Consider the following 22,301-nt stretch of genomic DNA (forward strand, 5'->3'; position numbering starts at 1 on the left):
GTCTGCCAGGCGCCGAACCGCTCGGGCATCTCTCGCCACTGGCTGCCCGTGCGGAACCGCCAGATCACCCCCTCGAACTGCTCACGCAGCCGCTCAGGGTACGGGCCGAACCTGCCTACCGGCAGGAACGGCCCGATGAACTCCCACTCGTCTTCGGTCAGTTGCGCACGTGTCACACCAGAGTCCTACCGGACCGACACCGCACCCGGGGCCAGAACCAGGGTTTGATCACAACTGAAGACAGTCCCTAGAGGAGAAAGAGCTCCAGCGGGGCATCGACGAAGCCGACGTGCGCGCCAAGCTTGGGGGAGGCCCCACCTCTTATGAGTCCGCCCTCGGTTTGGGCACTACGGAGCGACAACGACCTCGGCAAATGCGGAGCGCAGCTCAGGGGGAGGCGTCTGGTCGGTGACGAGGACATCGATGACCGACAGGTCGCCGAGGGCCATCGCCTTCTTGCGGTCGAACTTGGTGTGGTCGGCAGCGACAACGACCCGGTCCGCGAGATCGAGAAGTGTGCGGCGTACTTCGACCTCGGCGGGGTCGAAGTAGGTGATCCCGCGGTCGACGGACAGTCCTCCGCAGCCGAGGATCATCAGGTCCAGATGGATCTGCGGCCTTTCCTGCGCGGCCGTGGAGGCGACCAGGCTCAGTTCGGGTGTCATGAGCCCGCCCAGGACGAGGACCCGGCTCCTCGTGTCGCGCAGTTCGAACGCCGCGTGGAGCGAGTTGGTGATCACGGTCAGATCGTCCCGGGCGGCGAGTTCGGCGGCGACGGCGGTACAGGTGGTGCCGGTGTCGATGCCCACCGAGGCACCTGGCCTGACCAGGTCCGCCACGGCCCGCGCGATTCTCGACTTCTCGGACGTCATCGTCGAGGACCGGGCCCCGTAGGCGGGTGCCCGGCGTGGCACGGCGCCGCCATGGACCCGGTCCAACAGCCCTGCCTGATCGAGCTCGGCCAGGTCGCGGCGGATCGTCATGCCGGACACCCCGAAGCGCTCCGCGAGCGTGTTGACGTCGACCTGCCGGGATTCCTGCAACGCGCTGAGGATGGCTCGCTGTCGGGAGTTGCGCACGGGTTCCATCTCGTCTTGAGCCACGCTCATCACGCTATCCGGCCTCCGGCCCTGGGGTTCAACCAGGGGTGACCCACTGCTGCCACCCCGTCAAACGGTGTTCATATGAACATTACAGCGACTCGTTCGGCCTGTCGCGATACCTGCTCACGCGGGCGGCTTCGGCTCGATACAGATGATGCCGTGGCGAGAACCCATTGACCTGCCCGCTCCCTGCGGCTACGTTCCGAGTCACCAAATGTTCATTCGAACATCGTCGTTCGGAGGTCCCCATGGCTGTGCCCATCAAAGCCGGCATAGAGAAGGTGCCCGGCGGGCTGATGCTCGTCCCGATGCTCGTCGGAGCCGTGGTGCACACGGCGGCGCCGGGCTCCGGAGAGTTCTTCGGTTCCTTCACCGGAGCCCTGTACACGGGACTGCCCGCGATCCTGGCCGTCTTCTACGTGTGTCTGGGCGCGACCCTGGACGTGAAGGCGACGCCCTATATCGCCAAGAAGGGCGGTGTGCTGCTGGGGACCAAGGTCCTGTTCGCACTGGTCGTCGGCATCGTGCTGGGCAGGTTCCTCGGCGAATCACCGGTCAGCGGTGGTGTCTTCGCGGGGTTGTCGACGCTGGCGGTCGTGGCGGCGCTGAACGACACCAACGGCGGCCTCTACATGTCACTGATGGCCCAGTTCGGGCGCAAGCGCGACGTCGGCGCCTACAGCGTCATGAGCCTGGAGTCCGGCCCCTTCCTCACGATGGTCACGCTCGGCGTCGCCGGTCTGTCCGCCTTCCCCTGGCAGACCCTGGTGGGGGCCATCCTGCCGTTGGTGCTCGGGATGCTCCTGGGCAACCTCGATCCCGAGATGCGTCGCTTCCTGGCCCCCGCCGTGCCCGCCCTCGTGCCGTTCCTCGGCCTGTCACTGGGACTCACGCTCAACCTGACCGCTGTCTGGGAGGCCGGCCTGCTGGGGGCCGGGCTGGGGCTGTTCGTGGTGCTGGTCGGCGGGGCGGTGCTGCTGCTGGCCGACAAGGCGAGCGGTGGCGACGGCATCGCGGGCCTGGCAGCGGCGACCACCGCCGGCAACGCGGCAGTGGTCCCCTCGATCGTGGCGGCCGCCAATCCCGTCTACGCACCGGCCGCCGAGTACGCGACCGTGCTCGTCGCTTCATCGGTCGTGGTGACGTCGATCCTGTGTCCGCTGATCACCGTCTTCTGGGCACGCCGGATCCTGAAGCAGCCCTCGGCCGCCGACGGGGTCGGCGACGCGACAGCCGTCGGCGACGGGCCGTCCTCCGCCCCGCATCACGTGGCCGGCGCGAACAGGGAAGCTGCCGCACACCACGACGGCACTTGAGCCGAACGACCCTCACATCACAGTCGTCGAGAAACGGAGAGCACATGCGTGACCAGCGGGTCGTGCGCTGCACCTACTACCTGGAATCGGAGATCGATCCGGAACAGGCCGCCGCGGCGATGGCCGGGGAGCAGTCCAGTGGCACCTTCGTCGCTGTGCCGGGCGAGTCCCCCCGTATTCGCGAGCGGCATGCGGCGCAGGTCGTCAGCGTGCGGGACCTGGGCGCGCGCAGCCCGTCGTTGCCGTCGCGTTCCCGCCCCGAGGCGGTGCGGGCCGCTGTTGCGGTGGTCGAGTTCCCGATGGAGAACATCGGGACCGACCTGGCGACCCTGCAGACCACGATCGCAGGCAACCTCTTCGAGTTGGGTGAGCTGTTCGCCTGCCGCCTGCAGGACATCGAGCTGCCGGACGAGTTCGTTGCCGCTCACCCGGGCCCCGCGTTCGGCATCCCCGGCACCCGCAGGCTGATGGGGGGTGCCGAGGGCGTCATGATCGGCACCATCATCAAGCCGAACGTCGGTCTTGCCGAGGACGAGTTCCGCCTGGCCGTACGGGAGTTGGCCAGGGCGTCGGTCGATCTGATCAAGGACGACGAGCTGATGACCGATCCGTCGTACCTCCCGCTGGAGCGCCGGGTCGCCATGGCCACCGAAGAGATCCGAGAAGCCGAACAGATCACCGGCCACCCGGTCATGTACGCCTTCAACATCACGGGGGATCTCGCCGGGCTCCGCCGGCGCCACGACCTGGTGGTCGAGGCGGGCGGGCGGTGCGTGATGCTCAACGTCCCCGTCATGGGACTGCCCGCGCTGGCCTGGCTGCGGGAGTTCTCCGAAGTCCCCGTGCACGGACATCGCGCCGGTCTGGCCGGATCGATGCGCTCGCCGGCGCTGGGGGTGTCGTACCGGGTGTGGCAGCGGCTGGCCCGCCTGGCGGGAGCCGACCATCTGCATGTCAGCGGTCTCGGCAGCAAGTTCTACGAGACCGACGAGGAGGTCGCGGCCCATGTGCGCGGCCTGCTCGAACCCCTGGGCAAGACGCTGAGTCCGGTACCGACCCTGTCGTCCGGCCAGAACGTCACCACCCCGGCACCGACCTTCACCGCGGTCGGCTCGACCGACCTGCTGATGCTCGCGGGCGGAGGCGTGGCCGCGCATCCCGATGGACCGGCGGCCGGCGTGCGCAGTCTCCGGGCCGCCTGGGCGGCTGCCGTCGACGGCGTTCCCCTGGAGGTGGCGGCACACGCGGCGGCCGAGGCGGGCGACCCGGCGCTGCTGCACGCCGGGCGCGCGTTCGGAGGTGTGGCCTGACATGACGTACGTCAGTTTCGTGGCCGACGACCTGACCGGTGCCAGCGATGTCCTCGCACAGGCCCACCGGCACGGTCTCGACGCCGTGCTCGTCATCGGGGACGGCAGCCGGCCGCTCCCCACCGACTGCGAGGTCGTAGGGATCGCCGGACCGTCGCGTTCGCTCGGCGGGGCGGCCTTCGACGCGTTGGTGCGCGCACAGCTGGATCGGATCGCCACCGCCGATGCCCAGGTGCTGATCTACAAGGTCTGCTCGACCTTCGACAGTGCCCCCGCACGCGGCAGCATCGGCAGAGGCATCGAGCTGCTGCACGAGCGCTTCCCCCACCACGGCCCGATCGCGGTCGCACCGGCACAGCCGGGCTTCGGCCGGTACACCGCCTTCAGCAACCACTTCGCCGGCTATTCCGGCGACGCCTACCGCCTCGACCGGCATCCCGTCATGGCGCAGCATCCGTCGACTCCGATGCACGAGGCCGACCTGCGGCAGGTGATCGCCGAGCAACTGCCTACCGGCGAGGTCCCCGCAGCCATCCACCTCCCCGCCCACGCCGATGGTTCCTTCGGCGAGCAGTGGGCGACACTCCGCCACTCCAGCCGGGCCGCCTTCGTCGTGGACGCCGTCGAGGACGGCCACCTCGACACCCTCGCGCTGGCACTGCGAGAGGACGACACCCGGCAGGGCCCCTCCATCGTGGTCGGCTCCGGCGGTGTCATGGCCGCCCTCGCCCGCACAGCCACCGGACGGTCCGACGTGGCCGACAGCGCCCAGCCCGCCTCCGGGCCGGTGCTGGCCGTCAGCGCGTCGGCCTCCAGCACGACGGACGCACAGATCGCCGACGCCGTCGCGCACGGCTGGACCGAGCTGGCCGTGCCCACGCAGTTGCTCACCGGACAGGATCCGTCCCTGCTGGACGATCTGGAGAAGCGCTCGGCCGCCTTGCTCGCGGCCGGACGGAACGTCATCGTGCACACCACGCGCGGTACCCAGGACCCTCGCTACGCCGCGGCCGGTCCCCTCGACGCCGCCCATGTGGGCGGACTCCTGGGCACCCTGGCCGGAAACATGGCCGTCAAGGGCCTCACCCGGGACGTCGCCGTGCTCGGCGGCGACACCTCCAGCCACGCACTGCTGGCCATGGGGGTGAGCGAGCTGCGCGTCGCCACCCAGTTCGTCACAGCCGCCCCCGTCTGCCGCACCGACAGCGAAGCGGCCGTGGCCGGCTGCCGGCTGCTGCTCAAGGGCGGACAGGTCGGTCCGGTCGATGTCCTCGAACGCTTCGCGCAGCCGCAGCCGCAGCCGCAGCCGCAGCCGCAGCCGCAGCCGCAGCCGTAACCGCGACCTGACCACCGTCCGTCCGGGCCACCAGCCAACCCGCCACGTACAAGACACGAAGGAGTGTGCATTCATGAGGGCAGTCGTCAAAGCAGTCGCGGACAGGGGAGTCGAGTACGTCGCCGATGCGCCCGAGCCGAAAGCCGGGGACGGCGCGGTCGTGGTGGAGATCGCGGCGGCCTCGTTGTGCGGCACCGACCGCGAATGCCACGAGTGGTCGCCGGCGGCCCAGGCGTTCAACCTGGGACTTCCCGTCGTACTCGGTCACGAAGCGGCGGGCACCGTCGTCGAGGTGGGCACCGGGGTGGGGAACCTGCGCGTGGGTGACCGCGTCGCTCTGGAAAGCCACCTGGCGTGCGGTCAGTGCTTCGCATGCCGGACCGGGGACGCCCACACCTGCGAGCGCACGCAGATCCTGGGCATGCACTTCGACGGGGTCTTCGCCGAACGCGTCGCCGTGCCCCACCGCATCTGCGTCCCCCTTCCCGACAGCGTGCCCTTGGAGACCGGCGCACTGCTGGAGTCGGCCGGTGTCGCGGTGCACGCCATTCAGCGCGCCGGGTATTCGGTGGCCGGCCGCGGCGTTCTGGTCAGTGGCGCCGGGCCGGTGGGCATGGTCGTCGCGCGACTGGCATCGCTCATGGGTGCCGCCTACGTGATCGTGATCGAGCCGAATCCGTTCCGCCGCGCCGAAGCCGAACGGCTCGGAGTGATCACGATGGAGCCCGGAGAGGGGGTCGCCGAGCGCAGCCGCGAACTCAGCGGCCACCGCGGTGGGGCCGACGTTGCCTTCGAATGCTCGGGAGCGGCCGCCGCACTCCCGTCCCTGTTCGACGCCGTGCGTCGAGAAGGAACGGTCGTGACCGTGGGACACCCGGGCCGGCCGGTGCCCATCGACATCGCTGCCCAGATCAACAAGCGGGGCATCACGCTGCGCGGCATCTTCGGCCGCCGCCTGTGGGAAACCTGGGAGCAGACGCTGCTCCTGCTGAACCCCGGACGCCTGGACCTGGACTGGCTGATCACGCACCGACTGCGACTCAGCCAGGTCGACCAGGCGATCGATCTGCTCACCGGGGACGCCTGCAAGGTGCTGTTGGTACCAGGGCTGGGCTGACGCTCCGATAGCGGCTGTCGTCCGCGAGCCCGTCCGAACACGACGAGCCCACAATGTGGACGGCATGCCGCAGAGGACACGGTCGTAGGGCGCCAGGGTCCGTCTTCAAACGGATCTTGCCCAGAGCAGAAGGGACGCGCCACTGACGGCTGCCTCGTAGGAGGTGGCGATCTTGATGCCCTACGGAGGTCAAGCGGCCAGAGCCTGGCTTTGAGGCTGGGCATGGGTTCGGATGACGACGTGCAGAGCTCTCGGGCGACTTTGCGTTTGAGGCAGCGGATGGCTTCGCGTCGGGTCTTGCCTTCGGCGATGCCTCGCTCGATGTAGCTGCGGCCGCGTGTCTCCCCGCGGAGTCGGGCAAGGACGATGGTGCAGAGAGCCGCGTGGGCCTGGCCGCCACCGCCGCCGTTGAGCCCTTTGCGCTGTGTCGTGCCCGAGGACGCTTCCACCGGGCTCACTCCGCCGGGACGGCACCGTCATCCTCACAGTCGTATCTGGTGGCGATGCCACGGAAGCCCTTGAGCCGGTTGAAGCATCGCTCAATGACGTTGTGCCGGCGGTGGATCTCCCGGCCGAACCCGGGCGGCAGCCCGCCGCGATGGCTGCGACGGCCGCGATTGCGGATGAGCCGAAGGGCTTCGGATGGCGGGACTTCCGCGCCCTGGTGGTCCGCGCTCGGATCCAGCTTGGGGGCTCGATCGTGCTGGTCTGGGACAACGTCCGCCTCCACCTGACCGTCGGCACGAGATCATCGACGACAGCGAGCTCGCATCTCATCGCGGCCCGGTCCCGCTATGGCGAGGTCAAGGCGCCGGTCCACCTTGTCCACGGCGAGAAGGACTGGTCCCGGCCCTCGGACCGGGAAGCCAACAAGCGACTGTTGCTGGCCGCCGACGTCACGCAGGGCAGAAGGCCGGCCATTTCATCGCGGTGGAACGGCCCCACGTGCTGGGAGACCTGCTGAATGCGGTGGCGTAAACGACCCGAGACCGCCGTGGTCACCTCCGATCGGGTGTGTCGCGTCGGAGGAGACCCGATCGCCCGTGTTCTCGAGAAAGCGTCGCGGCAGGCAAAGGAGCAGCACATGACGGAGATTCAGATCGAGTTCGATGTCCCGGCGGAGATGCGTGACGGCACGGTGCTGCGCGCGGATTTCTACCGGCCCGGCGGCAGCGGGCCGTGGCCGGTCCTGCTGAGCAGGCTGCCGTACGGGAAGCAGATGGCCCTGGCGCAGTCCGCGGCCGTCGCCGCGGTGGACGCCGTCGCGGCTGTGCACGGCTTCACCGTGCGGTGGCCGGCGTACCCCTGGGGTTCGGACCACTACCGGCGCCACGGAAGGATGATGGCGGTCGACGCGCTGGACGTGCACTCCCAGCACGACGCGATCCTGCTGGGCGCCGTCGGAATACCGGACATCCCCGACGACGTCTCCCTGCGAGGGCTGCTGATCTTCATCCGGCGCCACTTCGACCAGTACTTCAATCTGCCACCGGCGCGTTCGACGCCGGGCGTGCGCGCAGCCCGCTGCGCGACGCACACGGTATCGATCTGGTGATCGTGCGTGAGAACGTCGAGGGCGAGTACTCGGAGATCGGCGGCCGGTTCCATCGCGGGCGGCCCGAGGAGACGGCGATCCAGGAGTCCGTCTTCACCCGGGCGGGAATGGCACGGGTGGCCGCATGTTGAGACCCCCTTCCTGCGGTGACGCCGCCGTGTGAAAATCCCTCTCATGCTGTCCCAGCTCATTATTAGCGGCAGCGTGCCGGCAATGAGGTGACCGGGAGGAGACCCCTCTCAGGCAACTCACCGCCCGCACGCAGACCTCTCGCGCTCCGCGAGGGGTCTTTTTGTTTGCGCCACCAGCGACTCGATCAAGTCCCCTTGGCCCACAGTCCCGGCAGACAGGAACACCCGGACATGGTTCACGAGACCTTCCACGTCTTCGACACCACCCTGCGCGACGGCGCACAGCGCGAGGGCATCAATCTGACCGTCGCGGACAAACTCACCATCGCCCGGTACCTGGACGACTTCGGCGTCGGCTTCATCGAAGGCGGCTGGCCCGGGGCCAACCCTCGGGACACCGAGTTCTTCGCCCGCGCCCGCGATGAGCTCGACCTGGAACACGCGCAGCTGGTCGCCTTCGGCGCCACCCGCCGCGCCGGCATCAGCGCTGCAGAGGATCCCCAACTGGCCGCACTGATCGATTCCGGCGCCCCCGTGGTCACCCTCGTCGCCAAGTCCCACGACCGCCACGTGGAGCTGGCCCTGCGCACCACCCTCGCCGAGAACCTGGAGATGCTCCGCGACAGCGTGCGATACCTGCGCGAACAGGGCCGCCGCGTTTTCGTCGACTGCGAGCACTTCTTCGACGGCTTCCGGGGAAACCGTGACTACGCGCTCGCCGTGGTCAGCGCCGCGCACGAGGCCGGAGCCGACGTGGTGATGCTCTGCGACACCAACGGTGGCACCCTGCCCTGGCAGGTCCACCACACCGTCACCCACGTGCTGGAGCAGACCGGTGCCCGGCTCGGCATCCATGCCCAGGACGACACCGGCTGCGCCGTCGCCAACACCCTCGCCGCCGTCGAGGCCGGCGCCACCCACGTCCAGTGCACCGCCAACGGCTACGGCGAACGGGTCGGCAACGCCAACCTCTTCCCCGTCGTCGCCACCCTCGAACTGAAACTGAACCGCAGAGTGCTACCCCCCGGGAGGCTCGCCGCGACGACCCGCATCTCACACGCGATCGCCGAGGTCGTCAACCTCACGCCCTCCACCCACCAGCCGTACGTGGGAGCCTCTGCCTTCGCCCACAAGGCCGGACTACACGCCTCCGCCATCAAGGTCGACCCCGACCTCTACCAGCACATCGACCCCGAGCTGGTCGGCAACAGCATGCGCATGCTCGTCTCCGACATGGCCGGACGTGCCTCCATCGAGCTCAAGGCCAAGGAGCTCGGCTACGACCTCTGCGCCGACCGCGACCAAGTGGGCCGCATCGTCGCCCGCATCAAGGAGCGCGAGAACGCGGGCTACACCTACGAGGCCGCTGACGCCTCCTTCGAACTGCTGCTCCGCGAGGAGATCTTCGGGCACCGGGACTCATTCTTCGAACTCGAGTCGTGGCGTGTGATCAGCGAAGAGGCAAGCGGCAAACAGGGGCAGGAATCCGAAGCGGCGGTGAAACTGCGCGCTCAGGGCAGACGGTCGACAGCTGTGGCAGAAGGCAACGGACCGGTCAACGCCCTGGACCGGGCCCTACGCCAGGCACTGCACCACACCCATCCAGAAGTGAACCAGTTCGAGCTGGTCAACTACAAGGTCCGCATCCTGGAAGGACACCGCGGCACAGAGGCACGGATCCGCGTCCTGATCAGCGTCACCGACGGCCAGAGTGTGTGGCACACCGTCGGTGTCGCGGACAACATCATCGCAGCCTCGTGCGAAGCGCTCCAGGAGTCCCTCACCTACGGCATGCTCCAGAACTCCGGAACGGGCATCGGGGGTGCAGACGAGAGCACATCCGATTGCACGCTGACGGTCACCTTGCACAACAACCCCGGTGCCCTGCGTCGGATCACCACTTCACTGGGCAACATTCCGGTGACCGAACTGTCCTATGCGGCCCCCTTCTCGGCACAGGCCACGGCCCGGATCCAGGTGCCGCGCGCCAACGTCATGCGTGCTCGCAACAAACTGAACCGCCTCGTGGAAGTTCTCGCCGTCACAGAGGGCACCGTGCGTTCTTGAATCAAGCATGTCCTAACGAGTTGGTGTGTGATAGCGGGTGAGGCATGTTTGGCCTGTTCATGGCCTGTCTTCAGATCGCGGTGCGGTCGGAGACGAGGCTGGCGATGGCGCGGTAGGTGTCGGGCAGGCGGTCGCGGCGGTGGGTCCAGCGCGTCAGTTGCTTCCAGCGTTTGTGGTCGGCGAGGGCGTGTTCGACAGTGATGCGGTCGCTGGAGTGTTCGTGGCGGTCGCGTTCCCATTGCTGGACTCTGCCAGGCAGTGCTCCCGGACGCGGTTTTCTGGGTGGTGTGATCGCTTGCCCGCGGTGGTCGCGGCTCAGGCCGAGGTAGCCGTCGTCCAGGAGGACCTCGACGTCGGGGAAGTGCTGGAAGCAGATGGCGATGCCCTCGTTGCGGGCGGCCGTGGCGTCGTGCATACGACCAGGCCGCAGGGTGTCGGTCCATGAGGTGCGGCCCCGCCAGTCGGCGATGACGGTGGCCTTCATGGTGTTCTGTTTTTCTTCCCGGAAACGAATGCGCGCCGACCGCCGCGGCCGGCCGGTGGCCTGCGGACCTGGATCTCGGTGGCGTCCAGCCACAGCTCGATGCCTTCGGCCTGGGCGTAGGCGAACACGTCGGCCAGAGTCCGTAATCGCAGACCAGGTTGATCTGGGACCGCGCACCCCCGCTCGGCCGAACTGGCGTTTTCGCAGGGAGAGTTGCACGATGGCTCGCCTTTGAGTAGGGAGCGACCACCAGTATCAGGTGTGCGCCCCGGGCAGACGCCCGCGCACTCCCACACCTTGATCAGCTACACCACGACAAGGGGACGATCGGACGGGGTATTGGACGGCTGCTCGCGGCGCACATGCAGTCCGAGGCCCGTGCCACCGGGCTCGACCGTGTGAAGGCCGTGTCGTCTTCCCGCCGAGGACTTCTACCACCGTGCGGTGCGGTGCGGTGCGGACCGGGACCGCGTCGGCGAACCCGCCCGCCGTGCCTGGGACCGTCCCGACTTCGAGTTTCGCATTCCTTCGGAATGACACGGTGTGCCGGTCGGCGGGGCGCCGGCTTCGTCTGCATGGTGGCCGGCATGCAGAAGCCGCTGGACGCCGCGCGCTCCGTGTGTGCCGTCGCCTCTGCCCTGGCGGGGTGATCGTGCCGGTGAGGCCGGACCGCTGAACGCGCTGAGGTCGCGCGGCGGTGAAAGGCGGTCGTCGAGCAGGCTCCCGAGGAAATGAGCATGGGGCGGGAGTTTCAGCGGCGGCCGAGCAACCCGGGCGGAGGTGGCTCGATCTGGTTCGCTTCAGCCGGCACGAACTGCGCACTGCCCACCGGTTTTGGACCCCTGGTCGCTCCGTCTGCGGCCTGTGTGCTCCGACACGATCGAGGTTGCCGCGATCTTCTTCGGCGAGTTCCCGCCCGTGGTGCCACCGCCCAGCGGGATGTGAACCGTCGATTGCGTTACCGGTCGGCGCTGCATGAGGCGAGGTTTCTCGGAGCCGTCAGTGGACTCGCAGCATGTCGAGAGCCGTGAGGGCCACGTGCAGTTCGGTGCGCTGTGCGCCGGATTCGAGGTCACAGCCGAGGAGGCGTTCGATGGTGCGCAGGCGTTGGTAGAACGTCTCGCGCGACAGACCGCCGCGGCGGGCGGCGCTGGTCTTGTTGCCGGCCACGTCGAGGTAGTGGCGAAGGGTCGTCAGCAGGTCGGTGCCGTGTCGGGCGTCGTGATCGAGGAGCCGGCCGAGTCGTCGTTCGGCGTATTCCTGGATCCGGGTGTCCTCGCGGAGCGCGTACAGCAGGCGGCGCAGGTCGACATCGCGGAGTTCGTGGAAGGAGCGGCCCGGGGGGAGAGGCTGGTCGGGTGGGGTGGCCTCGGCCACGCGGCTCGCCTGGTGGAAGGAACGGGGAGTGTCGGTGAGGTGGTCGACCTCCAAGCCGACGCTCACGACGGCCCGCGGGGAGAGATCGCGCGCCACGTGGCTCAGCCGTTCGACCACGGGTTGCCAGGGGTGTGAGGGGCTCAGGGCGAGCAGTACTCCCAGGCGGCCGGGGTTCAGTTCGCCGATGAGTGCCGGGATTCCCGTGGCGCGCAGGACTTGGGAGAGGTGGGCCTCGGGATGCGCTGTGGTGTCTGTCGCGGGGAGGTCCACCACGACCGTGAGGAAGCGGCTGTTCTCGGTGGGCAGGCCCAGTGCGGCCAGCCGGGCGCAGGCGTCCGCTGCGGAGCGGTGGCGCTGTTCGACGAGGTCGCGCAGGGCGTTGCGGTGAGCGGTGCTTTCCCAGGGGGTCGGGTGGGTGAGGCGCGCGACGGTCAGGGCCATCGCCGTCCTTTCCAGGACGGTGATGTGCTCCGGTCCGAAGGCCGGTTCGGTGGTGGGGACGGGCAGCATGGTCACCCGGCCCCAACGTTCCCCTTGATACTCGACCGATGCGGTGAGCCAGCCTTCCGGCCCGAGTCGGTTCGTGCGGTCGCCGGGCGGGGTCGCTCTGGAGCGCTGCTCCCAGTCGGTGAGCGCTTCCTCCAGAGTGGCGCCGGAGGGTTCGCAGATCAGTGCCTGGTGGACCAGATTTTCCAGGACGACCGTGCGACCGCTCATCTCGGCTGCCGCGCGCATGACGTCCTCCGGTCCGGCGCCGCGCAGCGTCAGCGTGGTGAACGCCTCGTGGATGCGCTGGGTGCGGCGCATCGCCTCGGCCTGGTGGCCGAGGATGAGGCCGTGGACGACCTGGGTGACCTCGAGGAAGTTGACGTCCTTGGCGAGGGTGATCAGGGGCAGCCCGCGGGTGCGGCAGGCGTGGACGAGTGCGTCGGGCGGGCGGTGGTAGCGCCGTACGAGTTCGATGACCAGGGCGGCCGCCCCGATCCGGGCGAGTTCGTCGACGTAGCGTTGGATGCCTGCGGACTCCTCGGGCAGGGGCATGCCGGTGGTCAGGACGAGTTCGCCGCCCTTGAGGAAGGACGCGGGATCCGTCAGCTCGGTGATGTGGACCCAGCGGACCGGCCGGTCGAGCAAGGTCACGCCGGTCACGACCTGGGGCCGGCCGGCGGCCAGGACGGGCAGAGCAAGGACGTCGGCGACGCTTAGGGCGCGGGCGGGCGGGGTGGGGTCCGGGCCGCCCATGTCCGGCGGTCGTGCCGTCGAACGGCTGTCGTTCACGGTGTCTCCATGGGGGTGCCCCGCCCGAGCGAAGCCGAGAGGGGGAGTGCCCGGTCACTGTGACAAGCCTCGCTGACCTGCGCAAGGGCAGTCCTGCCTCGGTGGGTGAGGGCAGCGAGCGCCGCATTTCCGGCCCGTGCTTGACGAAACGTCCGAACAGCGGGCCCGTACCGGACAGATCGCGCGTTGGCTCGCTGCCGGGCGGCGGAGATGCTCGGGATACCGCAGCAGACCGAACACCGAGGCCGGGAGACGAACATGACCGCACTGTCGCCGCACCTTCGCCAGGCCACGCCAGTGGTGGCGGTCCGGGGCGAGGGCGTCCACCTCTACGGTGAGGACGGCCGCCGCTACCTCGACTTCACCGCCGGCATCGGCGTCACCAGCACCGGCCACTGCCACCCCAGGGTCGTGGCGGCGGCGCAGGAGCAGGTGGGCACGCTGGTCCACGGCCAGTACACGACCGTCATGCACCAGCCGCTGCGACAGCTCGTCGAGAAGCTCGGCGAAGTGCTGCCGGCCGGCCTGGACAGCCTGTTCTTCACCAACTCCGGCAGCGAGGCCGTCGAGGCCGCGCTGCGGCTGGCCCGCCAGGCCACCGGTCGCCCCAACGTCATCGTCTGCCACGGCGGCTTCCACGGCCGTACGGTGGCCGCCGCCTCCATGACCACCTCCGGCACCCGCTTCCGGTCCGGCTTCTCCCCGCTGATGAGCGGTGTGGTCGTCACCCCCTTCCCGTCGGCCTACCGCTACGGCTGGGACGAGGAGACCGCCACCCGCTTCGCCCTGCGGGAGCTGGACTACACCCTCCAGACGATCTCCTCGCCGGCCGACACGGCCGCCGTCATCGTCGAGCCGGTGCTCGGCGAGGGCGGCTACGTGCCCGCCACCCGCGCCTTCATGGAGGGTCTGCGGGAGCGCGCGGACCGCCACGGTTTCCTCCTCATCCTCGACGAGGTGCAGACCGGCGTCGGCCGCACCGGCCGCTTCTGGGGCCACGACCACTTCGGCGTCACCCCGGACATCCTCGTCACCGCCAAGGGCCTGGCCAGCGGCTTCCCGCTGTCCGGCATCGCCGCCTCCGAGGAACTGATGGCCAAGGCGTGGCCGGGCTCGCAGGGCGGCACGTACGGTGCCAACGCCGTGGCCTGCGCGGCGGCCGTCGCCACCCTCGACGTCGTACGCGACGAGAGGCTCGTCGAGAACGCCGAGGCCATGGGCAAGCGGCTGCGGCACGGCCTGGAGGCGGTGGCCGACCGGACGCCGGGCATCGGCGACGTGCGCGGCCTCGGGCTGATGCTGGCCACCGAGTTCGTCACCGAGGACGGCAGCCCCGACCCCGAGACCGCCGCCCGCGTGCAGCGCGCCGCGATCGACGAGGGCCTGCTCCTGCTGCTGTGCGGCGCCTGGAACCAGGTCGTACGCATGATCCCGGCGCTCGTCATCGACGAGACGGCGGTGGACGAGGGCCTCCAGGCGTGGGCGACCGCGGTGGAAGCCGGTACCTCAGGAGCATCGCCGCGATGAGCGACAGCGTGGCGCGGCTGACCGCCCGTCTCATCGAGACGGCTCCCGGCCTGCGGGTGGAATCCGGCCCGGGCGCCCTCGGCCAGTACGCCTACGACGCCTCCAACTACCGTGTCCCCCCGCAGGCTGTGGCCTTCCCCCGCAGCGCCGACGACGTGGTCGCGGTGCTGCGGGCCTGCAAGGAGACGGGCGTCCCCGTCACCGCGCGCGGCGGCGGGACCAGCATGGCCGGCAACGCGGTCGGGCCGGGCGTCGTCCTGGACTTCTCCCGGTACATGAACCGGATCCTGGACATCGACCCGGCGAGCGGGACCGCGCGTGTCGAGGCCGGAGTCGTCCTCGACACGCTGCAGAGCGCGACCGCCCTGCACGGGCTCTCCTTCGGCCCCGACCCGTCCTCGCACAGCCGCTGCACACTCGGCGGCATGATCGGCAACGACGCGTGCGGCAACCGGTCCGTACGGCACGGGCGTACCAGCTCGCACATCGAGGCGCTGGAGATCGTGACGGCCGACGGCGTGCGCGCCGTCGCCGACCGCACCGGACTGCACGCGGTGGACCCGCAGGACGCCCAACTCGTCGCCCGTCTCGAGGCCGACGTACGCCGTTTGATCGCGGACAACCTGGCGCCGATCCGTACCGAGCTTGGCCGCATCCCCCGTCAGGTCTCCGGCTATCAGCTGCACCACCTGCTGCCCGAGCACGGCTTCGACATGGCCCGCGCCTTGGTCGGCACCGAGGGCTCCTGTGCGGTCGTCACCGCCGCGACGGTCCGCTTGGTGGCGACCGCACAGGCTTCCACGCTTCTCACTCTCGGCTACGACGACGTCGTCGACGCGGCCGAGGACGTGCCGGAGATCCTGCGCTGGAACCCCACCGCCGTGGAGGGCATGGACGAGGCGATCGTCGCCACCATGCGCGCCCGCCGCGGCCCGGACTCCGTGACCGGACTGCCCGAAGGGCGGGCCTGGCTGTACGTCGAACTCGACGGCGACGACGAGGCCACGGTCAACACCCGCGCGGCCCAGCTCCTCGACGTGCTCAAGGCACAGGGCCGGATGACCGGCGGGCGGGTCGTGGAGAGCGCGGCCGAACGGCGCTCCCTGTGGCGAGTCCGCGAAGACGGGGCCGGCCTGGCCGCCCGCCTCGTCGACGGTGGGGAGTCCTGGCCCGGCTGGGAGGACTCGGCGGTCGCGCCCGAGAACCTCGCCGGCTATCTGCGGGACTTCCGCGAGCTGCTCGCCTCCCATGTACTCACCGGCGTGATGTACGGGCACTTCGGCGCGGGGTGCGTCCATGTGCGCATCGACTTCGACCTCGCGACGGACGTGGGCCGCACTGCCGCCCGCCGCTTCCTGCACGAGGCGGCCGCCCTGGTCGTCGCACACGGCGGGACCCTGTCCGGCGAGCACGGCGACGGGCGGGCGCGCGGTGAGCTGCTGGAGGTCATGTACAGCCACCGCATGATCCGGGCCTTCACCGCCTTCAAGGAAGTATTCGACCCCGAGGGGCTGCTCAACCCAGGCGTGATCGTGGCCCCGGCCCCGCTCGACGCCGATCTCGCGCTGCACCAGATCCAGCCCCTGGCGACGGAGTTCTCCTTCCCGCATGACGAGGACGGCTTCGCGGGCGCGGTACGCCGCTGCGTCGGCGTGGGCCGCTGCCGCAGCGACGCGGGCGGTGTGATGTGCCCGAGCTACCGGGCCACCGGGGAGGAGACCGACTCCACCCGGGGCCGGGCCCGACTCCTCCAGGAGATGGTCCGGGGCGACCTCGTCCAGGACGGCTGGCGCTCGACGGAGGTACGGGACGCCCTCGATCTGTGTCTGTCCTGCAAGGCGTGCTCCAGTGACTGCCCGGTCGGCGTCGACGTGGCCACGTACAAGGCGGAGTTCCTGCACCAGCACTACAAGGGCAGGATCCGGCCCCGCTCCCACTACTCGCTGGGCTGGCTGCCGCTGACCTCGGCCCTGGCCGGATTCGCCGCCCGCCCCCTCAACGCGCTGCTGCGCGGACCGTTCGGCAAGCTGCTCGCCCGGCTGGGAGGGGTGACCACGAAGCGCCGGATCCCGGCCTTCGCCTCCCGGCACGCGCTTCGCCGGGTCCTACGCGGTGCGAGGACCGGCGAACCGGCGAAGGCGCTGCTCTTCGTCGACAGCTTCACCCGTGCCTTCCGCCCCGAGGTGGCGGGCGCCGCGAGCCGCGTGCTCGCCGACGCGGGAATCCCCTGCACGGCGGAGGACGGCCTGTGCTGCGGCCTGACCTGGGTCAGCACCGGCCAGCTGTCCGTCGCCCGCCGCATCATGGCCCGTACGGTCGCTCACCTCGACAACGGTGACGAGCGGCCCATCATCGTGGCCGAACCCAGCTGCGCCGCCGCCCTCAAACGCGACGTGCCCGAGCTTCTCGGCACGGACGCCGCCCGTCGGGTCGCGGAGCGCGTCCACACCTTCACCGGCGCCCTGACCGACCTGGCCGCCCCCGACTGGACGCCCCCCGAGCTGCCGGCCGACGTCGTCCTGCAGACCCACTGCCACGAGTACGCCACCTTCAAGGGCAGCCGCCCCACCGACCTGCTGCGCCGATTGGGTGTGGTCAAGGTCGACGAGGCCGAGGGCTGCTGTGGACTCGCCGGCAACTTCGGCTTCGAGGCGCAGCACTACGACACCTCGATGGCCGTCGCCGACCTGGCCCTGAAGCCACGCCTCGACGGCATCTCCGCCATCGAAGGAGACACGCCGACCGTCGTCGTCGCGGACGGCTTCAGCTGCGCCACCCAGATCGACCACCTCGCCGGTGACCGGGGCATCCGCGCCCTGCACCTCGCGGAACTCCTCGACCCTGCCGCCGATCAGACCGTTCAACCAGGAGAGACGTCATGACCGACACACCCACGCAGCTGTTCATCGGCGGGGCCTGGGCGGACGCCGCGGACGGCGCCACCATGCCCGTGGACGACCCCGCGACCGGCGAGATCATCGCGCACGTCGCCGACGCGGGCGCCAAGGACGCCCAGCGCGCCGAGGAGGCCGCCGTCCAGGCGCAGGAGGAGTGGGCCCGTACGGCGCCCCGGGTCCGCAGCGAGATCCTGCGCCGGGCGTACGAGATCATCGTCGAGCGCACCGACGAGCTGGCCCACCTGATGACGGCCGAGATGGGCAAGCCCCTGGCCGAGGCCAGGGGAGAGGTGGCGTACGCGGCCGAGTTCTTCCGCTGGTTCTCCGAGGAGGCCGTGCGCATCGAGGGCGGTCACGGCGTCCTGCCCGACGGCCGCAACCGCATGCTGCTCTCCCGCCGCCCGGTCGGCCCCTGTCTGCTGATCACCCCGTGGAACTTCCCGCTGGCCATGGGCACCCGCAAGATCGGCCCGGCGATCGCCGCCGGCTGCACGATGATCCTCAAGCCGGCCCCGCAGACCCCTCTGTCCAGCCTGGCTCTCGCCGCGATCCTCAAGGAGGCCGGGCTGCCGGACGGCGTGCTCAACGTCGTCACCACCTCCCGTGCGGGGGAGGTGTGCGAACCGCTCCTGCGCGGCGGGCGGATTCGCAAGCTGTCCTTCACCGGCTCCACCAACGTGGGACGCCTGCTGCTCGCCCAGAGCGCGGAGGCGGTCGTGCGGACCTCGATGGAGCTGGGCGGCAACGCGCCGTTCGTCGTGTTCGAGGACGCCGACCTGGACAAGGCGGTCGACGGCGCGATGGTCGCCAAGATGCGCAACATGGGCGAGGCCTGCACCGCCGCCAACCGCTTCTTCGTCCACTCCTCCGTGGCGGAGGAGTTCGGGCGGCGCCTGGCCGAGCGCATGGGCGCGCTGGTCGTGGGCCCCGGCACCCGGGACGGTGTCGACGTCGGCCCGCTGATCGACAGGGTCGGACGGGCCAAGGTCGAGGAACTGGTGGCCGACGCGGTGGAGCGCGGCGCCCAGGTGCTCGTCGGCGGCTGTACGCCCGAGGGGCCGGGCTGCTTCTACCCGCCGACCGTACTCACGGATGTCGCCTCCGACAGCCGCCTGATGGACACGGAGATCTTCGGCCCGGTCGCCGCGATCCTCACCTTCGACGACGAGGACGAGGTGATCCGCCGGGCCAACGACACCCCCTGGGGCCTCGTCGGCTACGTCTTCACCGAGGGCCTGGACCGCGCCCTGCGGGTCAGCGAGCGTCTGGAGGTCGGCATGGTCGGCGTCAACACCGGCCTCGTCTCCAACCCGGCCGCCCCCTTCGGCGGTGTCAAGCAGTCCGGGCTCGGCCGCGAGGGCGGCCGCGTCGGTCTCGACGAGTTCCTGGAGTACCAGTACCTCGCGGTGCCTGTGCGATGACGGCGGTCCTGCCCTGACCTACGCCTCCTCGCGCACCGCGCGGGCCACGCCGTGCCCGGCCGCTCTGTCCTCCTGGCCGGGCACGGGGAGGGCCCTGCCTCGCCGCGGGCGGGCCGGGCCGAAGGCGCCCTCAGCGCAGGTGGCGCGCGGTGATCTCCGCCGCCGTCTCGGTCACCAGTCGCCCCAGCTCCGCGAGCCGACCGGGCTCGAAGCGTGAATCAGGCAGGGACACGGCCACGGCGGCCAGTGGGACGCCGTCACCGTCCAGGACGGGTGCCGCGATGGCGCAGATCCCCTGGAGGTACTGGTTGTGGTTGACGGCGTAGCCGCGCTCCCTGACCCGCTGGAGTTCCGTGCGCAGCTCCTCGGCGTCGGTGATGGTCTCCTCGCCGTACCCCTCGAACGTGCCCGTCGCGAACTCGTCGACCTCAGGACGTGGGAGCTGGGCGAGGATCGCGTGCCCGGTGGCCGTGGCGTGCAGGGGTGAGGTGTCGCCGATGGTGTGGAAGGTCCGTACGGGATGGTCGCAGTCGACGCGGTCGACGACGACCATGCTGTGCAGTGCGTCGGGCACCGAGAGGTGGATGGTCTCGTTCACCGTGTCGCGGAGTCGGATCATGGGTTCGCGGGCGGCGGCGAACAGGCTGGAGCCCTGTAGGGCGGCGGGTCGTACGGCCAGCACCCGGGCGCCGATCTCCCAGCTCGTGGTGTCCCTGCGGTTGGCCCGGAGCCAGCCCGCCTCGTTGAGGGTGACCAGAGTGCGCTGCACCGTCGACTTCGGCAGGCCGAAGAGTTTCGTCAACTCGCCCACGGTGACCGGCTGATGCCGGGCGACCGCCTCCAGGATGCGCAGTGACCTGATGACGCTCTTCATTTCCATCCCGGGCCCCATCGGTCGCGTGGCTTGGTCACTCACCTTCGACTCCCTCCCCGGAGCCGTGGGCATGATTCATGCCGCATTCTAGCATGGCGTTCCACTATACGGCATGGAGGGGAGCGAGGCCCCCTGGCCTGCCCGGCGATGAGCGGCGGGCGTTCGCCTCCGCCCCTCGTCGCGCCGTGCCGCGCGGCAGCCGTCACCCCGGGCCCGACACCCCCCGTCGGGCCCGGGGTGACGGCTGCCCTGACATGCGGAGAGGGCCGGCTTGCACGCTTCGGCGCGTGCGAGCCGGCCCTCTCCGGTCGGGGCCTTCTTGGGCCATCACCTTCCGTCAGCCGCCCAGCAGGCGTCCGCTGATCTCCTCTGCCGCGCCGGTCACGAGGCCACCCCACTCGGGCTCCCGGGTCACGTCGTACCGGGTGTCGGGCATCGAGATGGCCACGGCGGCCAACGGGGTCCCGCTCTCGTCGAGCACGGGTGCGGCGAGGGCGCAGACGCCCGGCCGGTACTGGTTCCGGTTGATCGCGTAGCCGTCGGCGCGGATCCGGTCCAGTTCGGCGCGCAGCTCGTCGGGGTCGGCGGGGGTCGTGTCGCTGAAGCGCTCCAGGCCCTGGGCGACGACTTCCTCGACGTCCTGCTTCGGAAGCTGGGCGAGGATCGCGCGCCCGGTGGCCGTGGCGTGCAGGGGTGAGGTGTCGCCGATGGTGTGGAAGGTCCGTACGGGGTGGTCGCAGTCGACGCGGTCGACGACGACCATGCTGTGCAGCGCGTCGGGCACCGACAGGTGGATGGTCTCGTTCACCGTGTCGCGGAGCCGGATCATGGGCTCGCGGGCGGCGGCGAACAGGCTGGAGCCCTGCAGAGCTGCGGGCCGTACGGCCAGCACCCGGGCGCCGATCTCCCAGCGGGTGGTGTCCTTGCGGTTCGCGCGCAGCCAGCCCGCCTCCGCCAGGGTGACCAGGGTTCGCTGCACGGTCGACTTCGGCAGGCCGAAGAGTTTCGTCAACTCCCCGACGGTGACCGGCTGATGCTGGGCGACCGCTTCCAGAACCCGCAGCGATCTCGTGACGCTCTTCATTTCCATCCGGTTTCCCCCCGTTAATCCGCGGAATTTCTGCTGGACACCTCTTGACTCCTCCTCTGGCCACTGCCATTCTCGTGCCAGATTCTAGCACAGCATTCCACAATGTGGCACGGCCCAACGGGAGATCCCGACAATGTGGGCCGGTATCGCGAGACACGGCGGCTGTGAGCCGAGAGCCCGACACAAGGGGCCCGGCCCCCGTTCAAACCGCCTCGAATCGATCAGTCTCACGTCGGGCGCTCAGCATGCGCCTCGGCGATACGAAAGGAAAGTCCTGTGTCAGCTGCCAGGAAGCGCGTCGCCGTCATCGGCGTCGGAACGATGGGCAGCCAGGCCGCCTGGCGGCTGGCGGTCCGGGGCGCCGAGGTCGTCGGGTACGACCGGTTCGCCCCCGGCCACGACCGCGGTGCCGCGGGCGGTGAGACCCGGATCTTCCGCAGCGCGCACTTCGAGGACTCCCGCTACGTCCCGCTGCTCAAGCACGCCGACACCCTGTGGGAGCGGCTTCAGGAGGAGACCGGCCGTGAGCTGCGCCGGCTGACCGGATGTCTGCTGATGGGGCCGACCGGGCACCACCAGATGGCCACCGTCCTGGAGTCCATCGCGGAGCACGACCTCGACCACGAGGTGCTGGATGCCGAACTTCTGGCGAAACGTTTCCCCCAGTACCGCATCGAGGACGGCGACGCGGCCGTGCTCGACCGCCGCGCCGGTTTCATCCGCCCCGAGCTGACGATCCAGAGCGCCGCCCGCCGCGCCGAGCAGCTGGGCGCGGTGATCCACCGCTACAGCACGGTCCGCGAGATCGTCCCTGTCGCGGGCGGCGTCGAGATCCGCACCGACGCCGGCAGCGAGCGCTTCGACACCGCCGTCGTCACCCCCGGCCCCTGGGTCAACGACCTGCTGCCCGACCTGCCGTGGGAGGTGGACGTCCGCCGCCTGGTCAGCGCCTGGTACGTGCCGACCGCCCCCGAGGCCTGGTTCGGCGAGGAGCGCCCGGCGTTCATCCGCACGGCACCCACCCACTGCTACGGCCTGCCCTCCCCGGACGGCATCTCCGTCAAGCTCGGCCTCTCCCGCGCCCTGCACCAGCCCGCGGGCGACCCGAACCAGCTGGACAGGACGGTGCAGCCCGAGGAACTGGAGATCTTCTCCGAGCTGATCGGGCGTCACATGCCGGACCTGCACCCGGACCCGACCCGCCTCTCCGTCTACATGGAGGGCTACACCGAGAGCAGCCGCCCCCTGGTCGGCCCCCTGCCCGGCGCCGAGAACGTGATCCTGCTCGCCGGCTTCTCCGGCCACGGCTTCAAGCTCTCGCCCGCCTTCGGTGACATCGCCGCCGACCTGGCTCTGGACGGCACCTCGCCCCAGCCCATCGACTTCCTCTCCACCGTCGGCCGTACGGAGGCATGACC

The 22,301-nt window shown here is 70.1% G+C and carries 16 protein-coding genes and 4 pseudogenes; 13 read left to right on the forward strand and 7 right to left on the reverse strand.

All coding sequences use genetic code 11. The features are described from left to right. Both ACZ52C_RS30815 and ACZ52C_RS30820 read right to left on the reverse strand, forming a co-directional pair. The coding region (locus ACZ52C_RS30815; RefSeq protein ID WP_469078009.1) for a transposase at positions 1–176 on the reverse strand (176 nt) is incomplete at its 3' end. A gap of 171 nt (positions 177–347) precedes the next feature. Continuing rightward, complete coding sequence (locus ACZ52C_RS30820) at positions 348–1,103, reverse strand: DeoR/GlpR family DNA-binding transcription regulator (RefSeq protein WP_469077817.1); 756 nt, start codon at positions 1,101–1,103, stop codon at positions 348–350. A 248-nt stretch (positions 1,104–1,351) separates the two neighbouring features. On the opposite strand from ACZ52C_RS30820, the gene ACZ52C_RS30825 reads away from it, so the two are divergent. The 4 genes from ACZ52C_RS30825 to ACZ52C_RS30840 are packed head-to-tail and all read left to right on the forward strand — an operon-like array spanning position 1,352 to position 6,182. Next, positions 1,352–2,419, forward strand: coding sequence for a 2-keto-3-deoxygluconate permease (locus ACZ52C_RS30825; RefSeq protein ID WP_469077818.1), 1,068 nt, complete (start codon positions 1,352–1,354; stop codon positions 2,417–2,419). 44 nt (positions 2,420–2,463) lie between these two features. Beyond that, positions 2,464–3,729, forward strand: a complete 1,266-nt coding sequence (locus ACZ52C_RS30830; RefSeq protein ID WP_469077819.1) for a RuBisCO large subunit C-terminal-like domain-containing protein — start codon at positions 2,464–2,466, stop codon at positions 3,727–3,729. A 1-nt stretch (position 3,730) separates the two neighbouring features. Continuing rightward, the gene (locus ACZ52C_RS30835) at positions 3,731–5,065 is read left to right on the forward strand and encodes a four-carbon acid sugar kinase family protein (RefSeq protein WP_469077820.1); all 1,335 of its coding nucleotides are present in this window, start codon (positions 3,731–3,733) and stop codon (positions 5,063–5,065) included. Continuing rightward, positions 4,995–6,182, forward strand: a complete 1,188-nt coding sequence (locus ACZ52C_RS30840) for a zinc-dependent alcohol dehydrogenase (protein ID WP_469077821.1) — start codon at positions 4,995–4,997, stop codon at positions 6,180–6,182. Before ACZ52C_RS30835 ends, ACZ52C_RS30840 begins: the two co-directional genes overlap by 71 nt. Before the next feature lie 487 nt (positions 6,183–6,669). On the opposite strand, the pseudogene ACZ52C_RS30845 reads toward ACZ52C_RS30840, so the two are convergent. Beyond that, positions 6,670–6,801: pseudogene (locus tag ACZ52C_RS30845) on the reverse strand (IS5/IS1182 family transposase); the annotation flags it as partial. 3 nt (positions 6,802–6,804) lie between these two features. Between ACZ52C_RS30845 and ACZ52C_RS30850 the strand changes: the two are divergent. The 4 genes and pseudogenes from ACZ52C_RS30850 to cimA form a co-directional block, all read left to right on the forward strand. Beyond that, positions 6,805–7,160, forward strand: a pseudogene (locus ACZ52C_RS30850) (alpha/beta fold hydrolase); the annotation flags it as partial. A 106-nt stretch (positions 7,161–7,266) separates the two neighbouring features. Further along, complete coding sequence (locus tag ACZ52C_RS30855) at positions 7,267–7,737, forward strand: isocitrate/isopropylmalate family dehydrogenase (RefSeq protein WP_469077822.1); 471 nt, start codon at positions 7,267–7,269, stop codon at positions 7,735–7,737. After that, positions 7,734–7,868, forward strand: a complete 135-nt coding sequence (locus tag ACZ52C_RS30860) for a hypothetical protein (RefSeq protein WP_469077823.1) — start codon at positions 7,734–7,736, stop codon at positions 7,866–7,868. Before ACZ52C_RS30855 ends, ACZ52C_RS30860 begins: the two co-directional genes overlap by 4 nt. Before the next feature lie 231 nt (positions 7,869–8,099). Further along, on the forward strand, positions 8,100–9,935 hold the full coding sequence (cimA, locus tag ACZ52C_RS30865; RefSeq protein ID WP_469077824.1) for a citramalate synthase: 1,836 nt from the start codon (positions 8,100–8,102) through the stop codon (positions 9,933–9,935). 70 nt (positions 9,936–10,005) lie between these two features. Here cimA and ACZ52C_RS30870 read toward each other — a convergent pair. Then, positions 10,006–10,607 (reverse strand): annotated as a pseudogene (locus ACZ52C_RS30870) (transposase family protein); the annotation flags it as partial. A gap of 96 nt (positions 10,608–10,703) precedes the next feature. Between ACZ52C_RS30870 and ACZ52C_RS30875 the strand changes: the two are divergent. Beyond that, positions 10,704–10,956 (forward strand): annotated as a pseudogene (locus ACZ52C_RS30875) (GNAT family N-acetyltransferase); the annotation flags it as partial. A 462-nt stretch (positions 10,957–11,418) separates the two neighbouring features. Here the strand turns inward: ACZ52C_RS30875 and ACZ52C_RS30880 are convergent. Continuing rightward, positions 11,419–13,038: a PucR family transcriptional regulator gene (locus ACZ52C_RS30880; protein ID WP_469078010.1), complete on the reverse strand. Its 1,620-nt coding sequence runs from the start codon at positions 13,036–13,038 to the stop codon at positions 11,419–11,421. Positions 13,039–13,332: 294 nt separating this feature from the next. On the opposite strand from ACZ52C_RS30880, the gene ACZ52C_RS30885 reads away from it, so the two are divergent. Genes ACZ52C_RS30885 through ACZ52C_RS30895 form a run of 3 tightly spaced genes read left to right on the forward strand, consistent with a single transcriptional unit; the run spans position 13,333 to position 18,919 of the window. Continuing rightward, complete coding sequence (locus ACZ52C_RS30885) at positions 13,333–14,601, forward strand: aspartate aminotransferase family protein (RefSeq protein WP_469077825.1); 1,269 nt, start codon at positions 13,333–13,335, stop codon at positions 14,599–14,601. Next, positions 14,598–17,483, forward strand: coding sequence for an FAD-binding and (Fe-S)-binding domain-containing protein (locus tag ACZ52C_RS30890; protein ID WP_469077826.1), 2,886 nt, complete (start codon positions 14,598–14,600; stop codon positions 17,481–17,483). The genes ACZ52C_RS30885 and ACZ52C_RS30890 overlap by 4 nt, the downstream gene beginning before the upstream one ends. Then, entirely contained in the window at positions 17,480–18,919 is a 1,440-nt protein-coding gene (locus ACZ52C_RS30895) for an NAD-dependent succinate-semialdehyde dehydrogenase (protein WP_469077827.1), read from the forward strand. Before ACZ52C_RS30890 ends, ACZ52C_RS30895 begins: the two co-directional genes overlap by 4 nt. A gap of 130 nt (positions 18,920–19,049) precedes the next feature. Here the strand turns inward: ACZ52C_RS30895 and ACZ52C_RS30900 are convergent, their stop codons facing one another. Next, on the reverse strand, positions 19,050–19,793 hold the full coding sequence (locus ACZ52C_RS30900) for an IclR family transcriptional regulator (protein WP_469078011.1): 744 nt from the start codon (positions 19,791–19,793) through the stop codon (positions 19,050–19,052). Positions 19,794–20,130: 337 nt separating this feature from the next. Then, positions 20,131–20,877 (reverse strand): IclR family transcriptional regulator, encoded by a 747-nt coding sequence (locus tag ACZ52C_RS30905; RefSeq protein ID WP_469077828.1) that lies wholly within the window; start codon positions 20,875–20,877, stop codon positions 20,131–20,133. Between the two features lie 282 nt (positions 20,878–21,159). On the opposite strand from ACZ52C_RS30905, the gene solA reads away from it, so the two are divergent. Then, positions 21,160–22,299 carry an N-methyl-L-tryptophan oxidase gene (gene solA / locus ACZ52C_RS30910; protein ID WP_469077829.1) on the forward strand — a complete coding sequence of 380 codons (1,140 nt, stop codon included), beginning with the start codon at positions 21,160–21,162 and terminating at the stop codon, positions 22,297–22,299. Positions 22,300–22,301 lie beyond the last annotated feature (2 nt).

The sequence above is a fragment of the Streptomyces sp. NPDC034049 genome (assembly GCF_055575575.1).

Coding starts and splice junctions, on each gene's coding strand:
- ACZ52C_RS30825 (WP_469077818.1), top strand. CDS start 1,352: ATGGCTGTGCCCATCAAAGCCGGCATAGAGAAGGTGCCCGGCGGGCTG.
- ACZ52C_RS30830 (WP_469077819.1), top strand. CDS start 2,464: ATGCGTGACCAGCGGGTCGTGCGCTGCACCTACTACCTGGAATCGGAG.
- ACZ52C_RS30835 (WP_469077820.1), top strand. CDS start 3,731: ATGACGTACGTCAGTTTCGTGGCCGACGACCTGACCGGTGCCAGCGAT.
- ACZ52C_RS30840 (WP_469077821.1), top strand. CDS start 4,995: ATGTCCTCGAACGCTTCGCGCAGCCGCAGCCGCAGCCGCAGCCGCAGC.
- ACZ52C_RS30855 (WP_469077822.1), top strand. CDS start 7,267: ATGACGGAGATTCAGATCGAGTTCGATGTCCCGGCGGAGATGCGTGAC.
- cimA (WP_469077824.1), top strand. CDS start 8,100: ATGGTTCACGAGACCTTCCACGTCTTCGACACCACCCTGCGCGACGGC.
- ACZ52C_RS30880 (WP_469078010.1), bottom strand. CDS start 13,038: ATGGGCGGCCCGGACCCCACCCCGCCCGCCCGCGCCCTAAGCGTCGCC.
- ACZ52C_RS30885 (WP_469077825.1), top strand. CDS start 13,333: ATGACCGCACTGTCGCCGCACCTTCGCCAGGCCACGCCAGTGGTGGCG.
- ACZ52C_RS30890 (WP_469077826.1), top strand. CDS start 14,598: ATGAGCGACAGCGTGGCGCGGCTGACCGCCCGTCTCATCGAGACGGCT.
- ACZ52C_RS30895 (WP_469077827.1), top strand. CDS start 17,480: ATGACCGACACACCCACGCAGCTGTTCATCGGCGGGGCCTGGGCGGAC.
- ACZ52C_RS30900 (WP_469078011.1), bottom strand. CDS start 19,793: ATGAAGAGCGTCATCAGGTCACTGCGCATCCTGGAGGCGGTCGCCCGG.
- ACZ52C_RS30905 (WP_469077828.1), bottom strand. CDS start 20,877: ATGAAGAGCGTCACGAGATCGCTGCGGGTTCTGGAAGCGGTCGCCCAG.